This window comes from Flagellimonas amphidinii (assembly GCF_013090115.1).
In the GTDB taxonomy this organism is placed as follows: Bacteria; Bacteroidota; Bacteroidia; order Flavobacteriales; family Flavobacteriaceae; genus Flagellimonas; species Flagellimonas amphidinii.
Genome location: NZ_JABFNN010000030.1, coordinates 48,739 through 71,569 on the forward strand (window position 1 = coordinate 48,739; position 22,831 = coordinate 71,569).

Sequence of the window (22,831 nt, forward strand, 5' to 3'; positions counted from 1 at the left end):
ATACTAGCTACGTTATACTATAAAGAATATGAAAATTATTGTTCCCATGGCGGGAAGAGGTTCCCGATTGAGACCTCATACCTTGACAGTTCCAAAACCGCTAATTCCTGTGGCAGGAAAACCTATTGTTCACCGATTGGTAAGTGACATTGCCAAAGTTTTGGGAGAACCCATAGATGAGGTGGCCTTTATTCTAGGAGACCCAGCTTTTTTTGGAGAAGAAGTGGTAAAAAGTTTGATGGAATTGGCCGAGGGCCTAGGAGCTAAAGGCTCTATTTATAGACAAGACCAACCTTTGGGTACAGGACATGCCATTATGAGTGCCAAGGAATCTTTAAGTGGGCCGGCAGTGATTGCTTATGCGGACACCTTAATCAGGGCTGAGTTTGATTTGGACAAATCAGCAGACAGTGTTATTTGGGTGAAACAAGTTGAGAAGCCAGAAGCCTTTGGGGTTGTAAACCTAAATTCAGCTAATGAGATAGTGGAATTGGTTGAAAAACCTAAGGAATTTGTATCCGATTTAGCGGTTATTGGTATCTATTATTTCAAAGATGTTGGAGTGTTAAAAAATGAACTTCAATATGTTCTGGATAATGATATCACCAACGGTGGGGAATATCAAATTAATGATGGAATTAAACGTATGATGGACAAAGGCATGAAATTTGTGCCAGGTAAGGTAGATGAATGGATGGACTGTGGCAACAAAACGGTTACGGTGGAAACCAATCAGCGAATGTTGAATTTTTTGGAAAAGGATGGTGAGTCGCTAATAGCTAATTCTATCAGTAAGGAAAACGCCAATATTATTGAACCTTGTTTTATAGGCGAAAATGTAGTGGTCAAAAATAGTACAATTGGTCCTTATGTGTCTGTTGGCAACGGGACAGTCGTAGAGAACTCTACCATAAAAAATAGTTTGATACAGAACAAGACCAAAATTTCCAATGCCAATTTAGACAATGCCATGATCGGCAACCATGTTGTTTATAATGGGAATTTTGAAACCATCAGCATTGGAGATTATTCTGTTTTGGAATAACGAGCAGCATATAGAGTATGAAAAAGGGATTTCTTCTTTGGGGATGCTTGGGACTGTTACTATTGACGGTTGATGGAGTAATATCCCAAGAAATAAATTTTGATTATTTATATGATGACTGGGTTATTTCGGATGTAGAATCAAATGAAGAATTACTCGTTTTAAGATATCCAAAAATTAAGAATCTATCGAAAGAAGAAATGAGGATTGTTTATGATTTTAGGATTAATGCAGATTCTATTTTGAGCAATATAGTAGTTGGAAGTGGATTTATCGGATGTGGAACTCCACCAGTTGGAAACTACGGAGAAAGGATGAAAGAGCAATGGTCTCTTACTAAAGAAAATGGAAGACTCGAACGTAAATATTATCAGGAAGAAGATCAAAAGCCTATTTATACAAGTACTTTTGAAATTGTTCAATTAAAGGAAGGATGCTTAAAGCTTCAATTAATTGATGAAATTTTTACGGAATAGATTATAAAACAGAATGAAAAAAGCAATTTTTCTAATTGTTCTGATGCTTGGCAATATTGCTATTGCCCAAGAAGAAGAGAGTGCTGAAGTTTTTCTGGAAGAATATACCGATGAGTTTCAAGAAAACTTTTTTGAAGCTTTGAAACAAAAAGGCATCCAAAACTACGATAGAGCCATAGACCTGTTCCTAAAATGCAAACAATTGGAACCTTCCAATAGTGTAATGGATTATGAGTTGGCAAAGGCTTATTTTCTGGACAAACAATACATAAAGGCGCAAGAATATGCCATTGAGGCATTGCTTGCTGAACCGGAAGATTTTTGGTATCTGGACAATTTGATCACTATTTTGGAACAGCAAGGAAATACAGTTGAGGGCATCAAACAGAGTATTCCTTATGAAAACCATAAACTGAAAGAAAATCTGACTTTAGCATACTTCAAAAAGAAAAAATATAATGATGCCCTAAAAGTGCTGGGGGAATTGGGGAGTTCAAAATTTATTGATGAGCTGACGTTACAAATAAATGACTCACTACAACAGAGCAAACAAGAAATAGCGGTCAAAATAGTTGAAAAAGAATCAGAACCAGTAAATGACCCTACGGCGCATTTCAAATTACAGCTGGAAGAGTTATTGGAAAAATCTGATTACAAAAACATGAAAGCTGTAGCGAAAGAAGCCCTTGATACTTACCCTTTACAGCCGTATTTTTATTACGCGTACGGAACAGCACTACATTATACTTCAGAATCCACTAAAGCCATAGAAGTTTTGGAAAGCGGATTGGATTATTTGATTGATGATGATGGTTTAATGAATAAAATATATGCTGAGTTATCAAAAGCATATAGGAGCATTGGGGATATTGAAAAGGCCAACACCTATGAGAACAAAATAAAATCGGGACTATAATGGCATTACTTGCTAATACAAAAAAACAAATAGCACTGGCTTCACTTTCAGTCTTGGTACTTGGTTCATGTAAAACCAATAAAAGTATTGTGGGTGGCGATATTGATTCCAGAATGTCTGCCAAAAACATTATTGAGAATCATTATATCAATCAATCTAATTTTAAAACACTTCGTGGGCGTGTTAAAATAGATTACTCCAATGGAAAGGATAGTCAAGGGGTGAATGTTACCCTAAGAATGGAAAAAGATAAGGTGATTTGGATGAGTGCTCCATTGGGTATGGTCAAGGCACATATAACGCCCGATCGTGTTTCGTTTTACAATAAACTCCAGAACGAATACTTTGATGGTGATTTTAGTTATTTGAGCAGCCTTTTGGGAACGGAACTGGATTTTGAAAAGGTACAGAACCTTTTGCTGGGCAATGCGGTATTTGATCTCAGAAAGGCCAAATATACTTCTGGTGTACTAGAAGGGAACTATCTGTTGAAACCAAAGAAAGCACAGGAATTGTTCAAGATTTTGTTTCAATTGGAGCCCAAAAATTTTAAGATTGCGGCCCAAGAAATATCCCAACCAGAAGATGACAGACAACTTGAAGCAAAATATACCTATCAGGATATTTTGGGCAATGTTCTTCCTAATGAAATACACATTTTAGCTGCAGAGAATGGGGACAAAACCACAATAGACCTCAGTTTTCGCAATGTTGAATTGAACAAATCCCTCAATTTTCCCTATAAAATTCCGGATGGATATGATAAAATAATATTAAAGTAGCATGAAACATAGAGTATCATATCATATTTGTTTTCTGCTACTTATATTTTTTCTGCCTCTTTATTCAGCGGCTCAAACAAGTGAACAAAAGGCTTTAGAGGCCAAACGCGAAAGACTACAACAAGAAATCAAAGAAATTAATAGGTTGCTCTTTGCAGAACGCAAGGAAAAAGGTAATGTATTGGATCAAATGGAAGCTTTGGACCATAAAATAAATGTTCGTCAAGAACTCATCCGGGTGACCAACCAACAATCCAATTTGTTGAACAGGCAAATCAATGTCAACATTAGAAGCATCAGCAAACTTCGAGAGGACCTTAAGATTTTAAAGGAAGATTATGCCAACCTTATCCGAAAAACCTATCAGAACAAATCGCAGAATAATAGGTTGATGTTTCTGATGTCTGCCGACAATTTTTTCCAAGCTTTTAAAAGATTGCAGTATATGCAACAATATGCAAAGCATAGAAAAAAACAAGGTGAGGATATTGTTTCCAAAACTGAGGAATTGGCCAAATTGAATCGGGATTTGGTGGCGCAAAGAAAAATAAAAGAACAATTACTGGCAGAAAACACTAAAGTAAAGGATGAGCTTTCCAAGGAAATTGAATCACAAAAAACCTTATTGACAAGCATAAAGCAGAATGAGAGTCGCTATACCGATGCCATTTCTAAAAAACAGAGAGAAGCAAGAAGGGTTGATCGTGAGATTGAACGACTGATTAAAAGTGCCATAGTAAGTACCAATAAAAAAGCTGGAAATTCCAGTAGCGCAAAATTTGCTCTTACCCCTGAAGCAAGAATAGTGGCCAATAATTTTTCCGCAAATAAGGGCAAACTCATTTGGCCTGTAGAAAAGGGCATAAAAAGTCAAGGATACGGAGTTTATAGTGATAAACTTTATCCGGGCATCAAACATAGAAACAATGGGGTGACCATTGCCACGGACAAAGGAAGTCAAGCTAGGGCAATTTTTGAAGGAGAGGTGATTGCAATATTGTCCGTCCCTGGGGGAGGAAAAGGAGTTACTCTTAAACATGGAAACTATATCAGTACCTACTATAACCTATCAAAACTTTATGTAAAGAAAGGGGACAAGGTTACGGTCAAAGAGGTTTTGGGTGACATCAATACCAATCGGTTTGATGGTACTACAAAATTGAAATTCTATCTTTATAGGGATTCCAGTCGCTTAAACCCCGAAGATTGGATTTATCAATTATAGCAAATGGGAAAAATTACAGATCTACAAGGAACCTTTGAATTGAACAATGGGGTTCAAATGCCTTATTTTGGTTTAGGAGTTTATTTGTCCAAAGATGGTAATGAAGTTATTAATGCAGTTAAGGAAGCATTGAACCATGGATATAGGCACATTGATACCGCCGCCATCTACGAGAACGAAAAGGGAGTTGGAACGGGAATCAAAGAAAGTGATGTGGACCGAAAAGACGTTTTTTTGGTCAGTAAAGTGTGGAACACAGACCAAGGGTACGATACTACTTTGAAAGCTTTTGACGCCACTTTGGAGCGTTTGGATACTGACTATTTGGACTTATACCTTATCCATTGGCCTAAAGGTGAAAAATCCAAAGACACTTGGAAGGCCATGGAAAAATTATACCACGAAAAGAAGGTGCGCGCCATTGGAATCAGTAACTTTTTGCAGCACCATATTGAAGATTTGTTGACTGTTGCTGAAATTGCGCCCATGGTCAACCAAATGGAGTTCCACCCCTATTTGGTGCAGCAGGAGTTGGTGGATTTTTGCCAAGACAAGGGCATTCAATACGAAGCTTGGTCGCCTTTAATGCAGGGAGAAGTCTTCAATTTGGATGTGATGAAGGATTTGGCAGCAAAATACAACAAGACCATAGCACAAATAGTTTTGCGATGGAATCTTCAAAAAGGAGTGGTCACCATTCCAAAATCATCCAAAAAAGAACGAATCATAGCCAATGCAGACCTTTTTGATTTCGAAATCAATGAAGAGGATATGAAGCTGTTGGATGGATTGAACAAAGGCCATCGCTTTGGGCCAGATCCAGACAATTTTGATTTTTAGTATCACATAACTTTTATTTAATATCAAAACACGCCACCTAACAGGGCCGATTGTATCTGTTAAGGCATGGATAGAACTCTTTTTATTTTTTTCTTAGGATTGCTTTTAATCTCTTGCGAATTGACTTATGAGGATAATAGGCGCCTATTGGTAAGAGGGCAAATAACCACTTCAGAAGAAAATACTGCTCCCAATCTTCCTGTTGAAGTCTATGCTTCAGGCAATTTTATTACGCCTTTGTTCTTTTTCCCTTTTGTAAATGGAACAGATGAAGATGTAGACCTAATGGGGGCTTCTACATTGTATTCTGATGGCACTTACAAAGTAATAACCATTTCTCCCGAAAATGAAAATAATATTTCGGTGGTTGTCAATAGACACGGAAGTGAAAACTATAAAAGTAATTGGCCATCCCTTATAATAATAGGCGCAAACTATCTGCCTTTGGAAGATTCAACTTATAAACTACCACAAATAGATCTTGGAGAGATTATACAAACAAAACTCACCATTATTAGGGAAAGTAACTTGACGGACACGCTATATTTCAATATCAATTATAATTCATCCTATAAAGAAGTTGATTTAGAACCAACGACTGGCTTTCATGATGAATTGCCTGAGTATGCTCACAGAACGTTGAATCCAGATGATTTTGAGACGAACATCACTTTTAAAAACATCAAGAATGAACCTGTAAGGGCTTCATATCAATTGGTAAATAAGGGTATTGTTGATCAAAAGAGCTTTGAATTGGAATTTAATCAAGAAACAAATGGTTATGAATTCAAGTTTTAGAAATAGGGTTTGTTTATTGGTCTGCTTTTGCTCCCTATTGATTTATGGCCAGGAAGAAAAACCAATGTTTGATGAAGATGTATTCGGTGAAATAGGGTTTTCATATGTATTGCCACAAGCTTTGGGCGATAATTTTGTTTCCGAAGCTTATCAACTTAAAAATGGCATTAATATAGACGCAGTGGTGGTATTTAGCCCAAAATGGTTTGCAGGAGCACAGGTAAGCTATTTTGGAACCGATATTTCCAATGCTGCATTGATAGGAGCAATTAATGACACAAGAATAAGTCATTGGCATGCTTTGGGGGGCTATTCCGTTTTGAATAGCAATAGGGTCGGAATCAAAACAAGCTTAGGCATTGGGTATGTCAAATTAAAACACAAGCAGAGCGACACCAAGTTCATTGATGACGGTTTTTCCATTTCCACGAACATTTCTTTTTCCTATAGATTGGGAAACTCAATAGGAATTTATGCCAAATTGAATCATTATTGGGATTTTTTGAGCATAGAAACGGCTTCAGAGCTACATAGCTTTTTTAGAAGAACGCAGATTTTTGCTCCTTCCATTGGGATAAAAATCTATACTTTTTAGCTGGGTAAGAACAACGCTTTCAATTCCGTAGCATCCGAAGGTTTCAATTTGCCTGCCAAAACCAAACTCAATTGTTTTCTTCTTAAAGCTGCGGCAAAACGTTCCTTCTCTAAATCGGTTTCAGGCTCTAATGGAGGCACTTCAGTAGGCTTTCCTGTGTCATCCACCGCCACAAAGGTATAAATGGCCTCATTGGCCTTAGAACGCTCTCCCGTAAAGCGGTCTTCAATCCATACATCAATAAAAATCTCCATGGAGGTTTTAAAAGCCCTGGAAACGGCAGCTTCTACGGTAACAACACTTCCAAGAGGAACTGCGCGATTAAAAGCTACATGATTAACGGAAGCGGTAACCGTAATTCTACGGCTGTGCCTACGGGCCGAAATACTCGCAGCCCTGTCCATACGGGCCAAAAGTTCACCTCCAAAAAGATTGTTCAATGGATTGGTCTCACTAGGAAGAACCATATCTGTCATGACCGTTCTTGATTCACTTGGAGTTTTTGCGCGCATAGGATTTAATTTTGCGCAAAGATATTGAAGTGGAAAATGGTTTTAAAGAAAAGGAACCTATTTCTCGGATAACAACCAAGCATCCGCAGATTCCGTGCTTTTAATCTTACGAAGGAAAGCAAGAGCTTCTTTTGGGTTTTCAAAGCTATCATAAGCTACTTGGTGTAACCCATATTTGTTTTGGCCTAAATAAAAGGCATTGTACCCCTTCTTCTTGAGTTGGGAAACTTTTTTCTCGGCATTTTCTTCCACACGAAAGGCACCTGCAATTACATGGTGTTTGCCAAGTTGTTTTTTGGTAACGTTGAGGTTTATGGCTGGAAGCTCCAAAGGAGAAGTTTCAAAAAAAGTTGCTTCTTGAATCAATCGCGAAACTTCTTCTTGGGCATCTTGCTGAACAGCGACTTGTTTTTCCTGTAAATCACCATAAGTACGATACGAAGTAACACAGATGGAAACAGCCAGTAAAATTATCGCGGCATACTTCAACCAAGGTCTAAAAGAGGTTTCCTCACGTTTCTCTGGGGTGATGATAAACGGAATCCTTTCCTCAAGTTCCTCCACTTCTTGTTTAATGACTTCACGCTTCACCGGTACTGCGGCAAAAGAAGAAAGACCAAAAGAGGAAGTTAAATAGTTGGTTTTGTTCTCGGGTTGAAATTGGATTCGGTTTTCTTTGGACCAAAGTTTGCCAACGTTAAAAAGCTCAATACTTTCACCTTGTTGGAGTTTTTTCTTCCAAGATTCGGATACTTTTTCAATTTCTTCCAGTAATTCTTCATAGGCCAACTTCTTTTCTTTGGCTATATGGGATACCAAAAGGCCATCATTTTTGGACAATTGGGCATTAAATGAAATCGTTTTGGAAGGAGGCATCAAAGTATTGGTGGACGCATCTATTTCCGCGGATTTACCATGGGCCAAAAAAGCTCCAAATCCTGGTATAACAACACAGTTGTAATCGAATAATAATTGTTCTATGTAAGAGTCAATCCGCATGGGCACAAATATTGTAAAAAAACAACGAGAACAAAATAGGCGGCATAACTTTTTATTAACATTTGAAATGCTGTAATTTGTGAACAATTCTGATTCCCAAATCAAATGACTGAACCTGAAATTATTGCAGCGCTTCGGCTGCAGGCCATTCCCAATATTGGCGATGTGACCGCAAAAAAATTAATTGCCCATTGTGGTAGTCCAAAAGCGATTTTTGAGGATAAAGCACACCACCTTTTAAAAATTGAAGGAATTGGACAAGTGACCATCAAAGGACTCCATGACCCAGTTTATTTGGATGAAGCAGCAGCAGAGTTCAGTTATTTGTCCGAAAATGCTATTCCGGTTTCTTATTTTATGGACGATGATTATCCAGAATATTTGCGCCATTGTATTGATGCTCCGATTCTTCTTTTTCAAAGAGGTAATATTGATTTAAGAGAGCGGAAAATTATCAGTGTTGTAGGAACGCGGAAAATTACCTCCTATGGAGCGGCTTTTTGTGAAACATTCATTGAAGAAATAGCTCCTTTGAACCCTATTATAGTAAGTGGATTTGCCTATGGGGTGGATATAACCATTCAAAAAGCCGCCATGGAGCATGGGTTGCAGACTATAGCCTGTTTGGCACATGGGTTGAATCAAATTTATCCGAAGGCACATCAAAAATATGTTTCGGGCATAGCAAAAAATGGAGGGTTTTTAACAGAATTCTGGAGCAAGAGCAATCCAGACCGGGAGAATTTCTTAAAAAGAAATCGGATTATTGCGGGAATGAGTGAGGCGACTGTGGTGATTGAATCAGCAGAAAAAGGAGGAAGTTTGGTCACTGCGGATTTGGCCAATGGCTACAACAGGGAAGTGTTTGCTGTTCCAGGAAGAAATACAGATAAGTACAGCAAAGGGTGTAATGATTTGATCAAGCGTCAAAAAGCACATTTATTGACCTCTGCAGCTGAATTGATATACTTATTAGGATGGGAATTGGAGCAAAAACAGGTAGAACCTGTTGTTCAAAAACAACTGTTCATCGAATTGGATGAAACAGAACAGTCAATCTACTCGTACTTGCAGTTGAACGGAAAAAAATTGCTGGACACCGTTGCTATGGAATGTAAACTGCCAATTTTTAAAACATCGTCTGCATTATTAAACATGGAAATGAAGGGAGTGATCCGACCACTGCCCGGCAAATTGTTTGAAGCAATTTAAATGTCATGCTAAGCATAGCGAAGCATCCCAATAAATACAATGATCCAATACGTGGGATTCTTCACCTTCGCATAGCTCAGGTTCAGAATGACAACTTAACAAGCTAAGTTAAATGGAAAGTTTGGTCAGAAAACTAATAACCCAACTTACCTCGCACTCTTCCAAGCACCTCGTTTGCCACCTTTTTGGCTTTTTCCGCGCCAATGGCCAACGCTTCATCCACCTCATTTAAATGGTTTATGTAGTAGTCAAATTTTTCCCTAGGTTCTTCAAACTTATTAAGTACTACTTCATAGAGTGCTTGTTTGGCATGGCCATAACCATAATTACCAGCTAAATAGTTGGCACTCATTTCTTCAACTTGCTCTACGGAAGCCAAAATTTTATACAGAGCAAACACATTATCTGTTGTAGGGTCTTTGGGGTCTTGCATGGGAGTGCTGTCCGTAACTATTCCCATAATCTGCTTGCGCAACTTCTTATCAGTTTGAAAAATATTGATAAGGTTGCCCCGACTTTTACTCATTTTCTCTCCATCGGTGCCCGGAACATACATGGTTTCTTCATGTACTTTAGCCTGGGGCAACACAAAGGTTTCACCCATTTGATTATGAAAACGTGAAGCAACATCACGGGTCATTTCCAAGTGTTGCAACTGATCTTTCCCTACGGGAACAATATCGGCATCGTACAATAAAATGTCTGCGGCCATAAGCATGGGGTAGGTAAACAGTCCGGAGTTCACATCCTCCAATCTATCCGCCTTATCCTTAAAGGAATGTGCCAAAGTCAATCTTTGGTATGGAAAAAAACAGCTCAAGTACCAAGCCAGTTCTGAAGTTTGTGGCACATCGCTCTGGCGGTAAAAAACGGTTTTGTCAATATCCAGACCAAAAGCCAACCATGCCGCAGCAATGGCATAGGTATTTTGTCTTAGCAGTTCACCATCTTTGATTTGGGTCAAAGAATGCATATCAGCAATAAAAAGGAAGGATTCATTTTTGGGGTCTTGTGCCATTTGGATCGCTGGGATAATGGCTCCCAATATGTTCCCTAAGTGAGGAGTTCCTGTACTTTGGATTCCGGTCAGAATTCTGGCCATGCTTAATTTTTGCTCGTAAAAGTAAACAACCGTAGGGGATAAAAAAAGCGGCCAAAGCCGCTATTTTCTATAGTAATTGAAAAAAGTTATTTTTTGAACAATCCAGCAATAAATAGAATCACAACTGCGCCGATTACACCAGTTATTAAATCACCAATGATGCCAGAACCAATATGAATTCCCAAGGTGCCAAAGAGCCAATTGCCCACTATACCCCCAACAATACCGAGGATAATGTTTATTAAGGCACCAAATCCGCCACCTTTCATAATTTTGCCTGCTAGCCAGCCTGCCAACGCTCCAATCAATAATGCATAAAGAATACCCATGTCTTAAGATTTAATGGTTAGGTCAATAAAGATATTCAAAAATTCTACTTTTGACCCATGTTTCTTTTTATCAAAAAGTTAGGACATATCTTATATCGAGTTTGGTTTTACACATTGGTGGCCATTCCCATATTTCTTTTCATGCCCTTTTTGATTTTGACCACTATATCAGAAAAAACATATCCACAGTTTTTTTGGTTGGCCAGAAATTTATGGGGTAGGGTTATTCTATACGGAATGGGATGTTTCCCTAAAATAAAAAGAGAACAACGACTTGAGAAAGGTAAAAGCTACATGCTCGTGGCCAACCATACTAGTATGTTGGATATTATGTTGATGCTGGAGGTTAGTAAAAACCCGTTTGTTTTTGTTGGTAAAAAGGAGTTGGTCAACATCCCTGTTTTTGGATTTTTCTACAAAAGAGTCTGTATCATGGTGGATAGAGATGACATCAAGAGCAGGACCGGTGTTTACCGAAGGGCACAAAAACGATTGAATCAAGGGCTGAGCATTTGCATTTTCCCAGAAGGTGGTGTTCCCGATGAAAATGTTGTTTTGGATCAGTTCAAGGATGGAGCTTTTAGAATGGCCATTGCCCATAAAATTCCAGTGGTACCCATCACTTTTTATGATAACAAAAAACGTTTTTCCTTTACTTTTTTAAGTGGAGGACCTGGACCAGTCAGGGCCAAAGTCCATAAATTTTTTGAAACTGGTATCTTGGCTGAAGAAGATAAGTCCACACTTCGTGAAGAGGTTCGGGAAATTATATACCACGAATTGATTAGTACAGGTTAGGTAATCGCAGGCTGATAGTTTTGATGTTTGATGCGATTTTTTCTGAAAAGGAGATGTTTTTTTCCAGCCCATAATTTTTCACACTGTTCAACAATTCAATTTGGTCCAACCATTCAATAATGCTTTTTTTGAATGTCAATACATTATTTGTTTCTAAGTCATCATCGTGCTCAGATTCTATTTGAACAATCACAATTTCATCCAAGACATTAAATTTTATGGTAAAATGCCGTTTGATATTCTGATTGGTAACATGGTATTGAATAATTTGTTCTAAAAGTGACTGTAATACAAAAGAAGGAATAAAGGCATCTTCTGGGTTACCCGAGTTTTCATCAAATAAAATGGAGTAATCAAACAAGTCGTCGTAACGTAGTTTTTGAAGCTTGAGATACCGATAGAGCATATCAACCTCATCTTTAAGGATTACAATATCTTTTTCCAAATGCTTTAAATAGAAACGAATAAGTCTGCTAAACACTGACAAATAATCTAAAGCTTCCTTTTTTTTACCAGAAGTGATGAAATGTTGTATGGCATTTAAGGCATTAAAAACGAAATGTGGATTTAATTGTGAATTGAGTGTTTTCAATTTAAGGTCCAACATTTCCTCCTTGATTTTAAAGAGCCTTTGTTGTTCAGTGATGAGTGCTTTGTTGGCACGTACACTTTTAATTTTGATGGCACAAATGGAAGCAATTGCTGAAAGCATTTTAAGGTGATGGTCTGTAAAAAAACCTTTATCCGGATGCTCACAGTCAATTACACCATAGATAATATTCTCATGAGCTATGGGCACACAGATTTCAGAATGCCTAAAATCGTCATCTTCAATGTATCTTGAATCTTTGGTGGTGTCATTGATGATTTCGGGTATTCCAGTATGTGCTACATGTCCAGAAATTCCATCACCAACAAGAATTTGAACAGGATTGTACAAAGTTTTGTCTTTTGGACTTTTAGGACCATAGGCCGCTTTCTGAACAAGGAGTTGGTTTGTTTCGTCAATTAAATAAATGACACAATCCACAAAACCTAACTTTGCAATACAGTTCTTGGCCAAATCCCAAAGAATTTCTTCCTCACTTTCCTTGCCCAACAAAGAATTAGAGAAATAAATAAGAATGTCCTCAAACTGATTGTCTTTCAAAATGATACAATTTGTGAGTGCATAAAATAGTGATTTTTTATAAAAAATGCATGTTCAATTTTGGATGGAATACATGGAAGATGAATGGAGAGGAATAAAAACGCCCCGTTTTTTGAACGGGGCGCTTAATTGATTGCCTAAAGGGGCAATCTTCCTAACCAACTTCTTTATATCTAGAATTTAAAACTGATACCGCTATAAACACCTACAGAAAAGGGCCTAAAAGAACCTGAAGTTTCTGAAAACGTATTCATTTGATATTTGAACATGGGCTCTAAGCTTAATTGGGCTTTTGGCGCAAACTTATAATTGAGACCTACACCCACATTAGTGCTAAAATTCAAAGAGTTTGCGTTATTGGCCTCACCTACTTCAGTAATCAATTCATCAGATTCCACAAGCACGGAATTGTCTACAAGGAACAGTGAACTGACACCACCAATAAGGTCCACCCCAAATTTTTTGTCCAAAAGCTTATAATTGAGCTCTAACGGCACTTCTATGTAGCCCAACTGCTGTACCATCTTTCCTTCAAGAGCAGGAGCTTCGTTGAAAGAGGCTACTTCAATGGAGGCATCGCTCAGAGGTTTACCTGCCACCTGATTTTTACTTTCTACCACAAGGGTTCTTGAGGTTTGGGTATAGCTAATATTGTCTATCAAATCATTTGAGGAAGCTTGCGAAGAGGAGGAAAAAACCACATCATTGGTATCATAACCATATTTAACCTTGTGGACACCCGATCTAACTTTGAGTCTTTTTCCTAAATCGTAGGCAACCGTAAGACCATAGCTAAGATTAACATTGCCCGATTTGGAGTTAGGGGCAAAATTGGAGTGAATGGGAGACCCGTCTCCTGTTGCATTAAAGTATACGGGTGCTACCGAAGGGCCTACAGACCATTTTCTGTTAGTGTTCTCAGCAACTTCAATTTCCGCTTCTTCCTGTTCTTTTATGGCATCGAAAATCGATTTTGTTTCGTTTTGATTTTCTTCTTCATCGGTTTTGGCAATAGCCTCATTTTCTTTTTGCTGCTTTTGAAGCTCTTCAGCAATTAGGTCTTTTTGAGATTTTTCCTCTTTCAGATTAATTTTTACATCTGCTATAACTTCCTTTTCCTCACGGACCATATTATCCAATAGGGATTGTTCTGGATTTCTTTGTTGGGAGATTTCTGATGCAACACCGTTATCTTGAGCAACCGCATTTTCTACTTGAGCCAAAGCAACATTAGTTTCATCTGTTTGGTTGTTCGGAATGTCAGTTTTATTTGGATTGGCATGATTTTCCTTCTGCTCGTTTCCATTAGTGACCAACTGCTGAGTTTTTTGTTGACTTTGGTGATTGTTGATTACACCATCAGAATCTTCAGAGGTTCTAATTTGGGTATCATCTGAAGAGTTGACTACACGCTCCGAATCGTTCAGTATTGAAGGATCATCATCAATAGCTTTGCTATTGTTGTCCTCAGCCCGATTATCATTGTTTTCCACTTCGGTTACAATAATCTCTTCGTCAATAGGCTCAGTTCCAAATGGATTAATGACATAGAAGAGTATGGCCAAAAGTGCGGCCACACCACCTAAGCGCCACCATATTGGAATAATGCGCTTTTTCTGTTTCTTTTTGTCCAAAGATGCTTCAATGGATTGCCAGACTCTTTCGTCCGGAACCTCCTGAAAATCCTTGAGTGTTTCTTTGAACAATTGCTCTAAATTCTTTTTCCCCATCATTGAAATAGTTAAGCAATGTTTATGTTTTCTTTTTCTATTTTTTCCCTCAAGATCATTTTGGCCCTGGCCAAATTTGATTTTGAAGTTCCAGTGGATGTCCCCAACATCTCACTAATCTCTTTGTGGCTATAACCATCCAAAACATACAGATTGAATGTCAATCTATATTTATTTGGTAGCTCTTGAATATATCCCAATAGCGTGGAGAGGTTTATATCTGCCTGCTCCAAATCCACGTCCATTTCCTCCCCGTAGTTTTCAGAAACTACATTTAGGTGCTGTTCTTTTCTATATTTTTGCAGCACCGTGTTCACCGTAATTCTTTTGATCCAACCTTCAAAGGAACCTTGAAAACCATACTTGTCTATTTTGTTGAAAATGGTCATAAAACTGTCGTGGAGATTATCCTCCGCCTCAGCTCTATTTTTAGAGTATTTGAGACACATACCGAAAAGAATACCGGAATATTTCCGGTATAATTCAGCTTGGGCCTTACGGTTTCCCTTTTTGCAGTTATGTATTAGTTCCTCAAGTTCCAAATGTTGGTCAATTTTGGAATATTGGTTTATGTGGTATGTAAAAATTATTCTACAGGGACGGTGTATTCAAGGTAAACCGGATTTTCACTTGCATCCTGTCCGGCATAAAACCTAAAATTGTAGTCTTCGGTAAAAATTACCTGAAAACGCAATGTTGCCACAACTTGTTCAATAGCTTGAGTACAGGCTGCATTTTCATCTGTTAATACAGTTCCAATAACAGCTACATCTCTATCGGTCTGGCCAATCTTGTCAACATCAAACCCCTCAAAAAATGTACAACCATTGGGTCTCTCATAGGTTACCTGAAGGTCATACGTTGTGTTGAGTTCAAAAGATTCAGGAAGTTCAGCTTCTACAACTTTTAATGTTGTGAAATGAAAATTTGGGCTGTCACTTTCTAAATCGCATGAACCAAAAAATGTGCACGCCATAATAGCAAATATGGGTACGATTATTTTCTTCATCTTTAAGCCTTTTAGTTCCTAGATGAGCAATAAAGACAAGGGTTGCGTAGGATTTCACAACCTCTACCAAATAATTTATGAATTAAGGTGCGAATTAATCGTTAATTGCGGCGATTGCTTCCCGGATTTTGCCCTCCAATTCTTCAGAAAGTTCAGGATTGTCCAAAAGCAATGCCTTTACCGCATCCCTTCCCTGGCCAAGTTTTGTATCACCATAACTAAACCAAGAACCACTCTTCTTCACAATTTCATAAGCCACCCCCAAATCAAGGATTTCTCCAATTTTTGAGATGCCTTCGCCATACATAATATCAAATTCCGCAGTTTTAAAAGGAGGTGCTACTTTGTTCTTAACGACTTTGACACGTGTTTTGTTCCCTTGCACATTACCATCAGTATCTTTTATTTGCGTGGATCTTCTAATGTCCAACCGTACCGAAGCATAAAACTTAAGAGCATTTCCACCTGTTGTTGTTTCAGGGTTTCCGAACATGACCCCAATCTTTTCCCTTAATTGGTTGATGAAGATTACGGTACAATTGGTTTTGCTGATTGTAGAGGTCAATTTTCTGAGAGCCTGTGACATTAGACGAGCATGAAGTCCCATTTTAGAATCTCCCATTTCTCCTTCAATCTCACTTTTTGGAGTTAGTGCAGCAACAGAATCCACAATAACAATATCAATGGCCCCTGACCTGATTAAGTTGTCTGCAATTTCCAAAGCTTGCTCACCATGATCAGGTTGGGATATGATAAGATTGTCAATATCCACCCCTAATTTTTTTGCATAAAAACGATCAAAAGCGTGTTCCGCATCAATAAAGGCAGCTATCCCACCTGCTTTCTGTGCCTCGGCAATGGCATGGAGGGTCAAAGTGGTTTTACCCGAAGATTCAGGACCATAGATTTCAATAACACGACCTCTTGGGTAACCGCCAACGCCCAAAGCAATATCCAACCCCAAAGAACCAGAAGGAATAACCTCGACATCTTCAACGACACTATCACCCATCTTCATAACAGCTCCTTTGCCGTAGGTCTTGTCCAGTTTATCCAGAGTTAATTTTAAGGCTTTTAATTTTGCTTCTTTTTCGTTGCTCATGGTTCTCAATGTTAGGAAGGATAAAAATACCATTTCTTTCTTCATGCCACAAAAGCGACGCAACCTTTTTATAAGATTGCATCTTGGAGGTACTAACTCATAATCCATATGGCGGATTTTATTGCTTTGATCCGCTGCCTCAAGGAAAGGGAAAAAATTTAGCTATGAATTGGATTGGACAGTTTAAGAAGGGTTTTGGTTAAACAAAGCCCTTTTTCTTTTCTCAAAAAAGGAAAATTTTATCTTTGCTCTACTTTTTAGAAACTATTTTTTGACTTAACGATTGGTATAGCATGCAACTGTACAATACATTAAGTGCAAAAGAAAGGGAGGCACTCATTGAAGAGGCCGGACAAGATCGGCTTACCATCTCTTTCTATAAATATGCACACATTGGAAATCCCACAATTCTAAGGAATCACTTGTTTATTAACTGGGACAGCATGGATGTGCTTGGTCGCATTTATGTTGCCCATGAAGGGGTAAATGCACAACTATCGGTTCCTGCGGAAAACTTTCAGACGTTCAAAGCTCATTTGGACAGCATTACTTTTCTGGAAAATGTTCGATTGAACATTGCGGTTGAACAGGACAACAAATCATTTTTGAAGTTGAAAGTGAAGGTGCGTGAGAAGATTGTGGCAGATGGATTGAATGATGGCACATTTGACGTGACCAACAAGGGAATCCATGTTGGAGCCAAACAATTTAATGAACTGATTGAAGACCCGGATACTGTTTTGGTGGACATGCGCAACCATTACGAAAGTGAAATAGGCCATTTTAAAAATGCCATTACCCCAGATGTGGACACTTTTCGGGATTCTTTGGATATTATTGAAGAAGACCTGTCTGAGCACAAAGAAGATAAAAAGTTGGTCATGTATTGCACAGGGGGCATTCGTTGTGAAAAAGCCAGCGCCTATTACAAGCATAAAGGTTTTAAGAATGTCTTTCAATTGGAAGGAGGAATTATTGAATACACCCGTCAGGTAAAGGCCGAAAATTTGGAAAACAAATTCTTGGGGAAAAACTTTGTTTTTGATCATAGAAGAGGCGAACGTATTTCCGATGATGTGATTTCCCATTGTCATCAATGTGGCAAGCCATGTGATACCCATGTGAACTGTGCCAATGAAGCCTGTCATTTATTGTTCATTCAGTGTGAAGAATGTGCTAAGGTCATGGATAATTGTTGTTCGCATGAATGCCAAGAGGTTAGCAAACTTCCCTACGAGGAACAAAAACGATTGCGAAAAGGCAAGGGAGCGAGCAATAAAATATTCAAAAAAGGACGCTCTCCCGTATTGAAATTCAAAAAGTAGCATTTCAATGCTGCCACAAATTGTGCTATATTTACATCTAATAATTTTATGAACCCTTTTTAAGGAAACCATATGGTTTCCTTAAATCAAGATATTAAATATGGGATGTAGCAGTTGTTCAACCGGAAAGGATGGACAACCGCGTGGTTGCAAGAACAATGGTACTTGTGGCACTGATGGTTGTAACAAGCTGACAGTCTTTGACTGGCTTTCCAATATGTCGCTACCCAATGGTCAAAAATCTTTTGACTGTGTTGAGGTACGTTTCAAAAATAGCAGAAAGGAATTTTTTAGAAATGTGGATAACCTTCCGTTGTCCATAGGAGATGTTGTTGCCACTCAGGCAAAATCTGGGCATGATGTAGGCATTGTTACCCTTACCGGCGAATTGGTGCGGGTACAGATGAAAAGAAAAAAGGTATCTCCTGAAGATAATGATATTCCGAAGATTTACAGAAAAGCTTCCCAACGCGATATTGATGTTTGGCAAAAGTGCAGAGACAAAGAGGAAGAAATTAAAAAGCGTTCCAGGGAAATAGCCATCTCGTTAAAACTTGAAATGAAACTGAGTGATGTAGAGTTTCAAGGTGATGGTTCTAAAGCAACTTTTTATTACACTGCCGAGGAACGTGTGGATTTTAGGCAATTGATAAAGGATATGGCCAAAGCCTTTGGCATCCGAATTGAAATGCGCCAAATTGGTTATCGGCAAGAAGCTCAACGTTTAGGAGGAGTGGGTTCCTGTGGCCGAGAACTGTGTTGCTCTACTTGGTTGACAGATTTTAGATCGGTAAGCACGGCCTCTGCACGCTACCAACAATTGGCACTTAATCCACAAAAATTGGCTGGTCAATGTGGTAAACTCAAATGCTGTCTCAATTATGAGTTGGATATGTACTTGGAGGCCCTAAAGGATTTTCCATCGCAAGACAGCAAGTTGATGACCAGAAAGGGCATTGCTTTTTGCCAAAAGGCTGATATCTTCAAAGAAACACTTTGGTTTTCCTACAAAGATGACCCTGCAACATGGCATGCTTTGAACAAGGAACAGGTTCAAGAAATCTTGGAGAAGAACAAGAAGAACGAAAAAATAGCCAGTTTGGAGGAATATGCGGAGGATAACATCAGTGAAGAGAAAATGGCATTTGAAAATGTGGTTGGCCAAGATAGCCTGACCCGTTTTGATAGACCAAAGAAGAAAAGGAGAAAAAAGAAACGAAGAAAAAACAAGCCCAAAGCAACTTCCAATGCGTAGAATGCTCTTGCTTATCATGATTTTGACTTTAGGGTTGGAATCGTGTAACACCGACTTGGAGTTTTCGGAATATATCTCCATACAGAATGAGACATGGAATATGAATGATGTGGTCAGTTTTCAATTTTCTGGGTTGGATTCTATCAGTTCTCATAACATGTACATCAACATTAGAAATGACAACGACTTTCCTTTCAGCAACCTTTTCTTGATTACCGAATTGGAACATCCGGACGGCGAAACCCAAAAGGATACCTTGGAATTTAGAATGGCTGAACCTACTGGGGAATGGTTGGGCAAAGGGTTGGGAAGTATCAAAGAGAACAAACTCTGGTTCCGGGAAAAAATCGTTTTTCCAGATTCTGGCGTATATAAGGTAAACATTACCCATGCCATGCGCAAAAATGGGGATGTTGATGGCATTCATGCCTTAGGAGGCATTACAGATGTTGGTTTGGAAATAGAAAAAAGCACCCAATAAAAATGGCAAAGGCTAAACAAAAAAAACAAAAAAGCTTCTTCCCTTACATCAAATGGTTTTGGATCTTATTTGGATCAGGCGTTCTTTTATTTGTATTGATTTTTCTTTTAGCATCTTGGGGCGTGTTCGGTACAATGCCCACATTTGAACACTTGGAAAACCCAAATACCAATTTGGCTACGGAAATAATTTCTTCTGATGGGGAAACCCTAGGGAAATTTTATTTGGATGATAACAGGACCCCGATAGCTTTTGAAGAATTGCCAAAGAACTTAGTTGATGCTTTAGTGGCAACTGAAGATGCCAGATATTACAGTCATTCGGGGATTGATGCAAGAGGTACTGTTAGGGCATTTGCCTTTTTGGGCAGAAGAGGAGGGGCAAGTACCCTGTCTCAACAATTGGCAAGACAACTTTTCATTGGGGTAAGGGATAAAAAAAGCACCACCAATGCCATACTTCAAAAAGTTCAAGAATGGGTTATAGCCACGCGTCTGGAGCGGAACTATACCAAGGAAGAGATTATGGCAATGTACCTTAACATATATGATTTTGGCTATGCAGCCGATGGTATCCGCTCTGCTGCAAGAATCTATTTTGGCAAGGAACCTGCAGAACTTAAAACCGAAGAATCAGCCGTATTGGTAGGGATGCTAAAAAATTCTTCACTCTATAATCCCATCCGAAGGGAAGAGTTGGTAAAGAATCGTAGAAATACAGTATTGGCACAAATGGCCAAGTACGGGTACATTGCCGAACAAGAAAAAGATTCGCTCCAAAACCTGAAAATGGACATCAACTTTAGTCCAGAATCCCATAGAGAAGGATTGGCCACTTATTTTAGAATGTATACGCAAAAGTGGCTGAACAATTGGGTGAAAGAGAACCCTAAACCAGATGGAGAAAAGTACAATATCTATTTGGACGGGCTTAAAATATACACCACCATAGATTCTAGAATGCAGAAAAATGCGGAGGAAGCCGTTGAAGCCCATATGAAAAAGCTGCAAGCTGAATTTTTCCATCAAAACACACCAGACAGAAATGCAACGGCACCATTTTTAGATATTAAATCAGGAACCATAGATACCATCATGCGTCAGGCCATGAAAACTTCAGAGCGATGGAGAATCCTAAAAAAACAAGGAATGTCCGCAAAGGACATTGAAGCAACATTTCATAAAAAAGCTGAAATGACAGTTTTTGATTGGAATAGCGATTCCTATGAAAAGGATACCATCATGACTCCGATGGATTCCATCCGCTATTATAAAACGTTCCTAAGAACAGGAATGATGTCAATGGAACCACAAACAGGTCATGTAAAGGCTTGGGTTGGGGGAGTTGATTACAAACATTTCCAATATGACAATGTAATCCAAGGAGCCAGACAGGCTGGATCAACATTTAAGCCCTTTGTCTATGCCGCTGCAATTGATCAATTAAGATACTCACCATGTGATTCTTTACCAGATAACCAATATTGCATTGAACCACTAAAACATGGAAATCCGGAAGCATGGTGCCCAAAAAATTCAGACGGTAAATATTCTGGCGAAAACATTACCCTAAAATATGCCTTGGCAAACTCTGTTAACACCGTAACTGCCCAATTGATCGATAAAGTTGGACCAGGGTCAGTAGCTGCTATTGCAAAAAGTATGGGTTTGACAAGGGATATCCCTGAAGTGCCTTCAATTGCTCTCGGAACCCCAGATTTTAATGTCTATGAAATGGTAGGTGCCTATGGCACATTTGCCAATCAAGGGGTTTATGTGAAGCCGGTAATGGTAACTCGTATTGAGGACAAAAACGGGACGGTCCTCTATGAATATACCCCAGAGACCAAGGATGTCTTAAGCAAGGATGTGGCTTATGCCATGGTCAATCTGATGGAAGGGGTAACACAGTATGGGTCCGGAGGAAGACTTCGTCACTCTTTTGCAAAAGAACAAACGGTCTATAAAGAAATCATTACGGGATATCCGTATCAACTTACCAATCCCATTGCCGGAAAAACAGGGACCACACAAAACCAGAGTGATGGCTGGTTTATGGGGATGGTTCCCAATTTGGTTACAGGAGTCTGGGTCGGTGGAGATAATAGATCAATTCATTTTAAAAGCATTTTGTATGGACAAGGTGCTTCGATGGCATTACCTATTTGGGCTTTGTACATGAAAAAGAATTACGAAAATAAAGAATTAGGTATTTCCAAAGATGCTTTTGAGAAGCCTGAAGACCTTTCCATCAATGTGGATTGCACAAAGGTTTTAGAAGAACTCAAAGAGGACGTGGATACCGAAGACGATTTAGACGATTTAGATTTTTAAGTTTCCAAAATATATAAAAATGAAAAGCCCCAAGAAGAATATATCTCTTGGGGCTTTTTTATAATAATTGTAATTTCAGACAATCAGAAAATTGAATATATGATCAACAAGAAAGTCAATACTGTTGAAGAAGCCGTAAAAGGGGTGAAAAATGGAATGACGTTTATGCTTGGTGGATTTGGATTGTGCGGTATCCCAGAAAATGCCATTGCCGAACTGGTCAAGTTGGGGGTAAAGGATATTACTTGTATATCCAATAATGCGGGAGTTGATGATTTTGGATTAGGACTCCTCTTGCAGCAACATCAAATTAAAAAAATGATTTCCTCTTACGTAGGTGAAAATGATGAGTTTGAACGCCAAATGTTGAGCGGAGAACTGGAAGTGGAACTAACACCTCAGGGAACTTTGGCAGAAAAGTGTAGAGCTGCCCAAGCAGGTTTTCCAGCCTTTTATACCCCAGCAGGTTATGGTACCGAGGTGGCCGAAGGAAAAGAAACTCGAGAATTTGACGGAAAGATGTATGTATTGGAACCAGCCTATAAAGCTGATTTTTCTTTTGTGAAAGCTTGGAAAGGGGACGAAGCAGGGAATTTGATATTCAAAGGAACAGCTCGCAATTTTAATCCTTGTATGTGCGGTGCGGCTAACATAACCGTAGCTGAAGTAGAAGAACTTTTACCAGCAGGAAGCTTAAACCCAAATGAAATTCATGTCCCGGGAATATTTGTGCAGCGTATTTTCCAAGGAGATCATTATGAAAAACGAATAGAACAAAGAACCGTTCGTCAACATAGTTGATTAATTTTCAATTTGA

The 22,831-nt window shown here is 38.7% G+C and carries 24 protein-coding genes; 15 read left to right on the forward strand and 9 right to left on the reverse strand.

Features of this window, described 5'->3' with window-relative positions; all coding sequences use genetic code 11:
- Positions 1-28: 28 nt before the first annotated feature.
- From HJC33_RS06825 to HJC33_RS06860, 8 genes are all read left to right on the forward strand, one after another.
- On the forward strand, positions 29-1,045 hold the full coding sequence (locus HJC33_RS06825; protein WP_171658063.1) for a sugar phosphate nucleotidyltransferase: 1,017 nt from the start codon (positions 29-31) through the stop codon (positions 1,043-1,045).
- A gap of 17 nt (positions 1,046-1,062) precedes the next feature.
- Positions 1,063-1,521: a hypothetical protein gene (locus HJC33_RS06830; protein ID WP_171658064.1), complete on the forward strand. Its 459-nt coding sequence runs from the start codon at positions 1,063-1,065 to the stop codon at positions 1,519-1,521.
- Positions 1,522-1,534: 13 nt separating this feature from the next.
- Complete coding sequence (locus tag HJC33_RS06835) at positions 1,535-2,437, forward strand: tetratricopeptide repeat protein (RefSeq protein WP_171658065.1); 903 nt, start codon at positions 1,535-1,537, stop codon at positions 2,435-2,437.
- Positions 2,437-3,219, forward strand: coding sequence for a lipoprotein insertase outer membrane protein LolB1 (gene lolB1, locus HJC33_RS06840; protein ID WP_171658066.1), 783 nt, complete (start codon positions 2,437-2,439; stop codon positions 3,217-3,219). Before HJC33_RS06835 ends, lolB1 begins: the two co-directional genes overlap by 1 nt.
- A 1-nt stretch (position 3,220) precedes the next feature.
- Entirely contained in the window at positions 3,221-4,444 is a 1,224-nt protein-coding gene (locus HJC33_RS06845; RefSeq protein WP_171658067.1) for a murein hydrolase activator EnvC family protein, read from the forward strand.
- A gap of 3 nt (positions 4,445-4,447) precedes the next feature.
- On the forward strand, positions 4,448-5,284 hold the full coding sequence (locus HJC33_RS06850; RefSeq protein WP_171658068.1) for an aldo/keto reductase: 837 nt from the start codon (positions 4,448-4,450) through the stop codon (positions 5,282-5,284).
- A gap of 66 nt (positions 5,285-5,350) precedes the next feature.
- Positions 5,351-6,082: a hypothetical protein gene (locus tag HJC33_RS06855; RefSeq protein WP_171658069.1), complete on the forward strand. Its 732-nt coding sequence runs from the start codon at positions 5,351-5,353 to the stop codon at positions 6,080-6,082.
- Positions 6,066-6,677 (forward strand): hypothetical protein, encoded by a 612-nt coding sequence (locus HJC33_RS06860; protein ID WP_171658070.1) that lies wholly within the window; start codon positions 6,066-6,068, stop codon positions 6,675-6,677. Before HJC33_RS06855 ends, HJC33_RS06860 begins: the two co-directional genes overlap by 17 nt.
- Here HJC33_RS06860 and HJC33_RS06865 read toward each other — a convergent pair.
- The gene (locus HJC33_RS06865; protein WP_171658071.1) at positions 6,674-7,189 is read right to left on the reverse strand and encodes an acyl-CoA thioesterase; all 516 of its coding nucleotides are present in this window, start codon (positions 7,187-7,189) and stop codon (positions 6,674-6,676) included. The two genes, HJC33_RS06860 and HJC33_RS06865, sit on opposite strands and share 4 nt — an antisense overlap.
- Positions 7,190-7,246: 57 nt before the next feature.
- On the reverse strand, positions 7,247-8,188 hold the full coding sequence (locus HJC33_RS06870) for an HU domain-containing protein (protein ID WP_171658072.1): 942 nt from the start codon (positions 8,186-8,188) through the stop codon (positions 7,247-7,249).
- A gap of 105 nt (positions 8,189-8,293) precedes the next feature.
- Here HJC33_RS06870 and dprA point away from each other — a divergent pair, with 105 nt between their 5' ends.
- On the forward strand, positions 8,294-9,400 hold the full coding sequence (gene dprA, locus HJC33_RS06875; RefSeq protein ID WP_171658073.1) for a DNA-processing protein DprA: 1,107 nt from the start codon (positions 8,294-8,296) through the stop codon (positions 9,398-9,400).
- Positions 9,401-9,533: 133 nt separating this feature from the next.
- Here the strand turns inward: dprA and trpS are convergent, their stop codons facing one another.
- Together trpS and HJC33_RS06885 are read right to left on the reverse strand one after the other, a co-directional pair.
- Positions 9,534-10,502 carry a tryptophan--tRNA ligase gene (trpS, locus tag HJC33_RS06880; protein ID WP_171658074.1) on the reverse strand — a complete coding sequence of 323 codons (969 nt, stop codon included), beginning with the start codon at positions 10,500-10,502 and terminating at the stop codon, positions 9,534-9,536.
- Between the two features lie 86 nt (positions 10,503-10,588).
- Complete coding sequence (locus tag HJC33_RS06885) at positions 10,589-10,831, reverse strand: GlsB/YeaQ/YmgE family stress response membrane protein (protein ID WP_171658075.1); 243 nt, start codon at positions 10,829-10,831, stop codon at positions 10,589-10,591.
- Positions 10,832-10,888: 57 nt separating this feature from the next.
- On the opposite strand from HJC33_RS06885, the gene HJC33_RS06890 reads away from it, so the two are divergent.
- Positions 10,889-11,629 carry a lysophospholipid acyltransferase family protein gene (locus HJC33_RS06890; RefSeq protein WP_171658076.1) on the forward strand — a complete coding sequence of 247 codons (741 nt, stop codon included), beginning with the start codon at positions 10,889-10,891 and terminating at the stop codon, positions 11,627-11,629.
- Here the strand turns inward: HJC33_RS06890 and HJC33_RS06895 are convergent.
- From HJC33_RS06895 to recA, 5 genes are all read right to left on the reverse strand, one after another.
- The gene (locus HJC33_RS06895; RefSeq protein WP_216366661.1) at positions 11,616-12,779 is read right to left on the reverse strand and encodes a histidine kinase; all 1,164 of its coding nucleotides are present in this window, start codon (positions 12,777-12,779) and stop codon (positions 11,616-11,618) included. The genes HJC33_RS06890 and HJC33_RS06895 overlap by 14 nt on opposite strands.
- 173 nt (positions 12,780-12,952) lie before the next feature.
- Positions 12,953-14,512: a midas domain-containing protein gene (locus HJC33_RS06900; protein WP_171658077.1), complete on the reverse strand. Its 1,560-nt coding sequence runs from the start codon at positions 14,510-14,512 to the stop codon at positions 12,953-12,955.
- An 8-nt stretch (positions 14,513-14,520) separates the two neighbouring features.
- Positions 14,521-15,051, reverse strand: coding sequence for an RNA polymerase sigma factor (locus tag HJC33_RS06905; RefSeq protein ID WP_171658078.1), 531 nt, complete (start codon positions 15,049-15,051; stop codon positions 14,521-14,523).
- Between the two features lie 44 nt (positions 15,052-15,095).
- Positions 15,096-15,518, reverse strand: a complete 423-nt coding sequence (locus tag HJC33_RS06910) for a hypothetical protein (protein WP_171658079.1) — start codon at positions 15,516-15,518, stop codon at positions 15,096-15,098.
- Between the two features lie 94 nt (positions 15,519-15,612).
- Entirely contained in the window at positions 15,613-16,620 is a 1,008-nt protein-coding gene (recA, locus tag HJC33_RS06915) for a recombinase RecA (protein WP_171658080.1), read from the reverse strand.
- 293 nt (positions 16,621-16,913) lie between these two features.
- On the opposite strand from recA, the gene trhO reads away from it, so the two are divergent.
- The 5 genes from trhO to HJC33_RS06940 all read left to right on the forward strand — a co-directional run bounded on the left by trhO (position 16,914) and on the right by HJC33_RS06940 (position 22,815).
- Positions 16,914-17,945, forward strand: a complete 1,032-nt coding sequence (trhO, locus tag HJC33_RS06920) for an oxygen-dependent tRNA uridine(34) hydroxylase TrhO (protein ID WP_171658081.1) — start codon at positions 16,914-16,916, stop codon at positions 17,943-17,945.
- 100 nt (positions 17,946-18,045) lie between these two features.
- Entirely contained in the window at positions 18,046-19,200 is a 1,155-nt protein-coding gene (locus HJC33_RS06925) for a PSP1 domain-containing protein (protein ID WP_171658082.1), read from the forward strand.
- The gene (locus HJC33_RS06930; RefSeq protein WP_171658083.1) at positions 19,193-19,681 is read left to right on the forward strand and encodes a gliding motility lipoprotein GldH; all 489 of its coding nucleotides are present in this window, start codon (positions 19,193-19,195) and stop codon (positions 19,679-19,681) included. The genes HJC33_RS06925 and HJC33_RS06930 overlap by 8 nt, the downstream gene beginning before the upstream one ends.
- A 2-nt stretch (positions 19,682-19,683) precedes the next feature.
- The gene (locus HJC33_RS06935) at positions 19,684-22,014 is read left to right on the forward strand and encodes a transglycosylase domain-containing protein (protein WP_171658084.1); all 2,331 of its coding nucleotides are present in this window, start codon (positions 19,684-19,686) and stop codon (positions 22,012-22,014) included.
- 99 nt (positions 22,015-22,113) lie between these two features.
- Positions 22,114-22,815 (forward strand): CoA transferase subunit A, encoded by a 702-nt coding sequence (locus HJC33_RS06940; RefSeq protein ID WP_171658085.1) that lies wholly within the window; start codon positions 22,114-22,116, stop codon positions 22,813-22,815.
- The last annotated feature ends 16 nt before the right edge of the window (positions 22,816-22,831 follow it).

Excerpts from the sequence above, each read along its gene's own strand:
- HJC33_RS06870 (WP_171658072.1), bottom strand. The coding sequence starts at position 8,188 with ATGCGGATTGACTCTTACATAGAACAATTATTATTCGATTACAACTGT.
- HJC33_RS06890 (WP_171658076.1), top strand. The coding sequence starts at position 10,889 with ATGTTTCTTTTTATCAAAAAGTTAGGACATATCTTATATCGAGTTTGG.
- HJC33_RS06845 (WP_171658067.1), top strand. The coding sequence starts at position 3,221 with ATGAAACATAGAGTATCATATCATATTTGTTTTCTGCTACTTATATTT.
- HJC33_RS06885 (WP_171658075.1), bottom strand. The coding sequence starts at position 10,831 with ATGGGTATTCTTTATGCATTATTGATTGGAGCGTTGGCAGGCTGGCTA.
- HJC33_RS06860 (WP_171658070.1), top strand. The coding sequence starts at position 6,066 with ATGAATTCAAGTTTTAGAAATAGGGTTTGTTTATTGGTCTGCTTTTGC.
- HJC33_RS06940 (WP_171658085.1), top strand. The coding sequence starts at position 22,114 with ATGATCAACAAGAAAGTCAATACTGTTGAAGAAGCCGTAAAAGGGGTG.
- HJC33_RS06935 (WP_171658084.1), top strand. The coding sequence starts at position 19,684 with ATGGCAAAGGCTAAACAAAAAAAACAAAAAAGCTTCTTCCCTTACATC.
- recA (WP_171658080.1), bottom strand. The coding sequence starts at position 16,620 with ATGAGCAACGAAAAAGAAGCAAAATTAAAAGCCTTAAAATTAACTCTG.
- dprA (WP_171658073.1), top strand. The coding sequence starts at position 8,294 with ATGACTGAACCTGAAATTATTGCAGCGCTTCGGCTGCAGGCCATTCCC.
- trhO (WP_171658081.1), top strand. The coding sequence starts at position 16,914 with ATGCAACTGTACAATACATTAAGTGCAAAAGAAAGGGAGGCACTCATT.
- HJC33_RS06930 (WP_171658083.1), top strand. The coding sequence starts at position 19,193 with ATGCGTAGAATGCTCTTGCTTATCATGATTTTGACTTTAGGGTTGGAA.
- HJC33_RS06910 (WP_171658079.1), bottom strand. The coding sequence starts at position 15,518 with ATGAAGAAAATAATCGTACCCATATTTGCTATTATGGCGTGCACATTT.
- HJC33_RS06825 (WP_171658063.1), top strand. The coding sequence starts at position 29 with ATGAAAATTATTGTTCCCATGGCGGGAAGAGGTTCCCGATTGAGACCT.
- trpS (WP_171658074.1), bottom strand. The coding sequence starts at position 10,502 with ATGGCCAGAATTCTGACCGGAATCCAAAGTACAGGAACTCCTCACTTA.
- HJC33_RS06900 (WP_171658077.1), bottom strand. The coding sequence starts at position 14,512 with ATGATGGGGAAAAAGAATTTAGAGCAATTGTTCAAAGAAACACTCAAG.
- lolB1 (WP_171658066.1), top strand. The coding sequence starts at position 2,437 with ATGGCATTACTTGCTAATACAAAAAAACAAATAGCACTGGCTTCACTT.
- HJC33_RS06925 (WP_171658082.1), top strand. The coding sequence starts at position 18,046 with ATGGGATGTAGCAGTTGTTCAACCGGAAAGGATGGACAACCGCGTGGT.
- HJC33_RS06830 (WP_171658064.1), top strand. The coding sequence starts at position 1,063 with ATGAAAAAGGGATTTCTTCTTTGGGGATGCTTGGGACTGTTACTATTG.
- HJC33_RS06855 (WP_171658069.1), top strand. The coding sequence starts at position 5,351 with ATGGATAGAACTCTTTTTATTTTTTTCTTAGGATTGCTTTTAATCTCT.
- HJC33_RS06835 (WP_171658065.1), top strand. The coding sequence starts at position 1,535 with ATGAAAAAAGCAATTTTTCTAATTGTTCTGATGCTTGGCAATATTGCT.
- HJC33_RS06865 (WP_171658071.1), bottom strand. The coding sequence starts at position 7,189 with ATGCGCGCAAAAACTCCAAGTGAATCAAGAACGGTCATGACAGATATG.
- HJC33_RS06850 (WP_171658068.1), top strand. The coding sequence starts at position 4,448 with ATGGGAAAAATTACAGATCTACAAGGAACCTTTGAATTGAACAATGGG.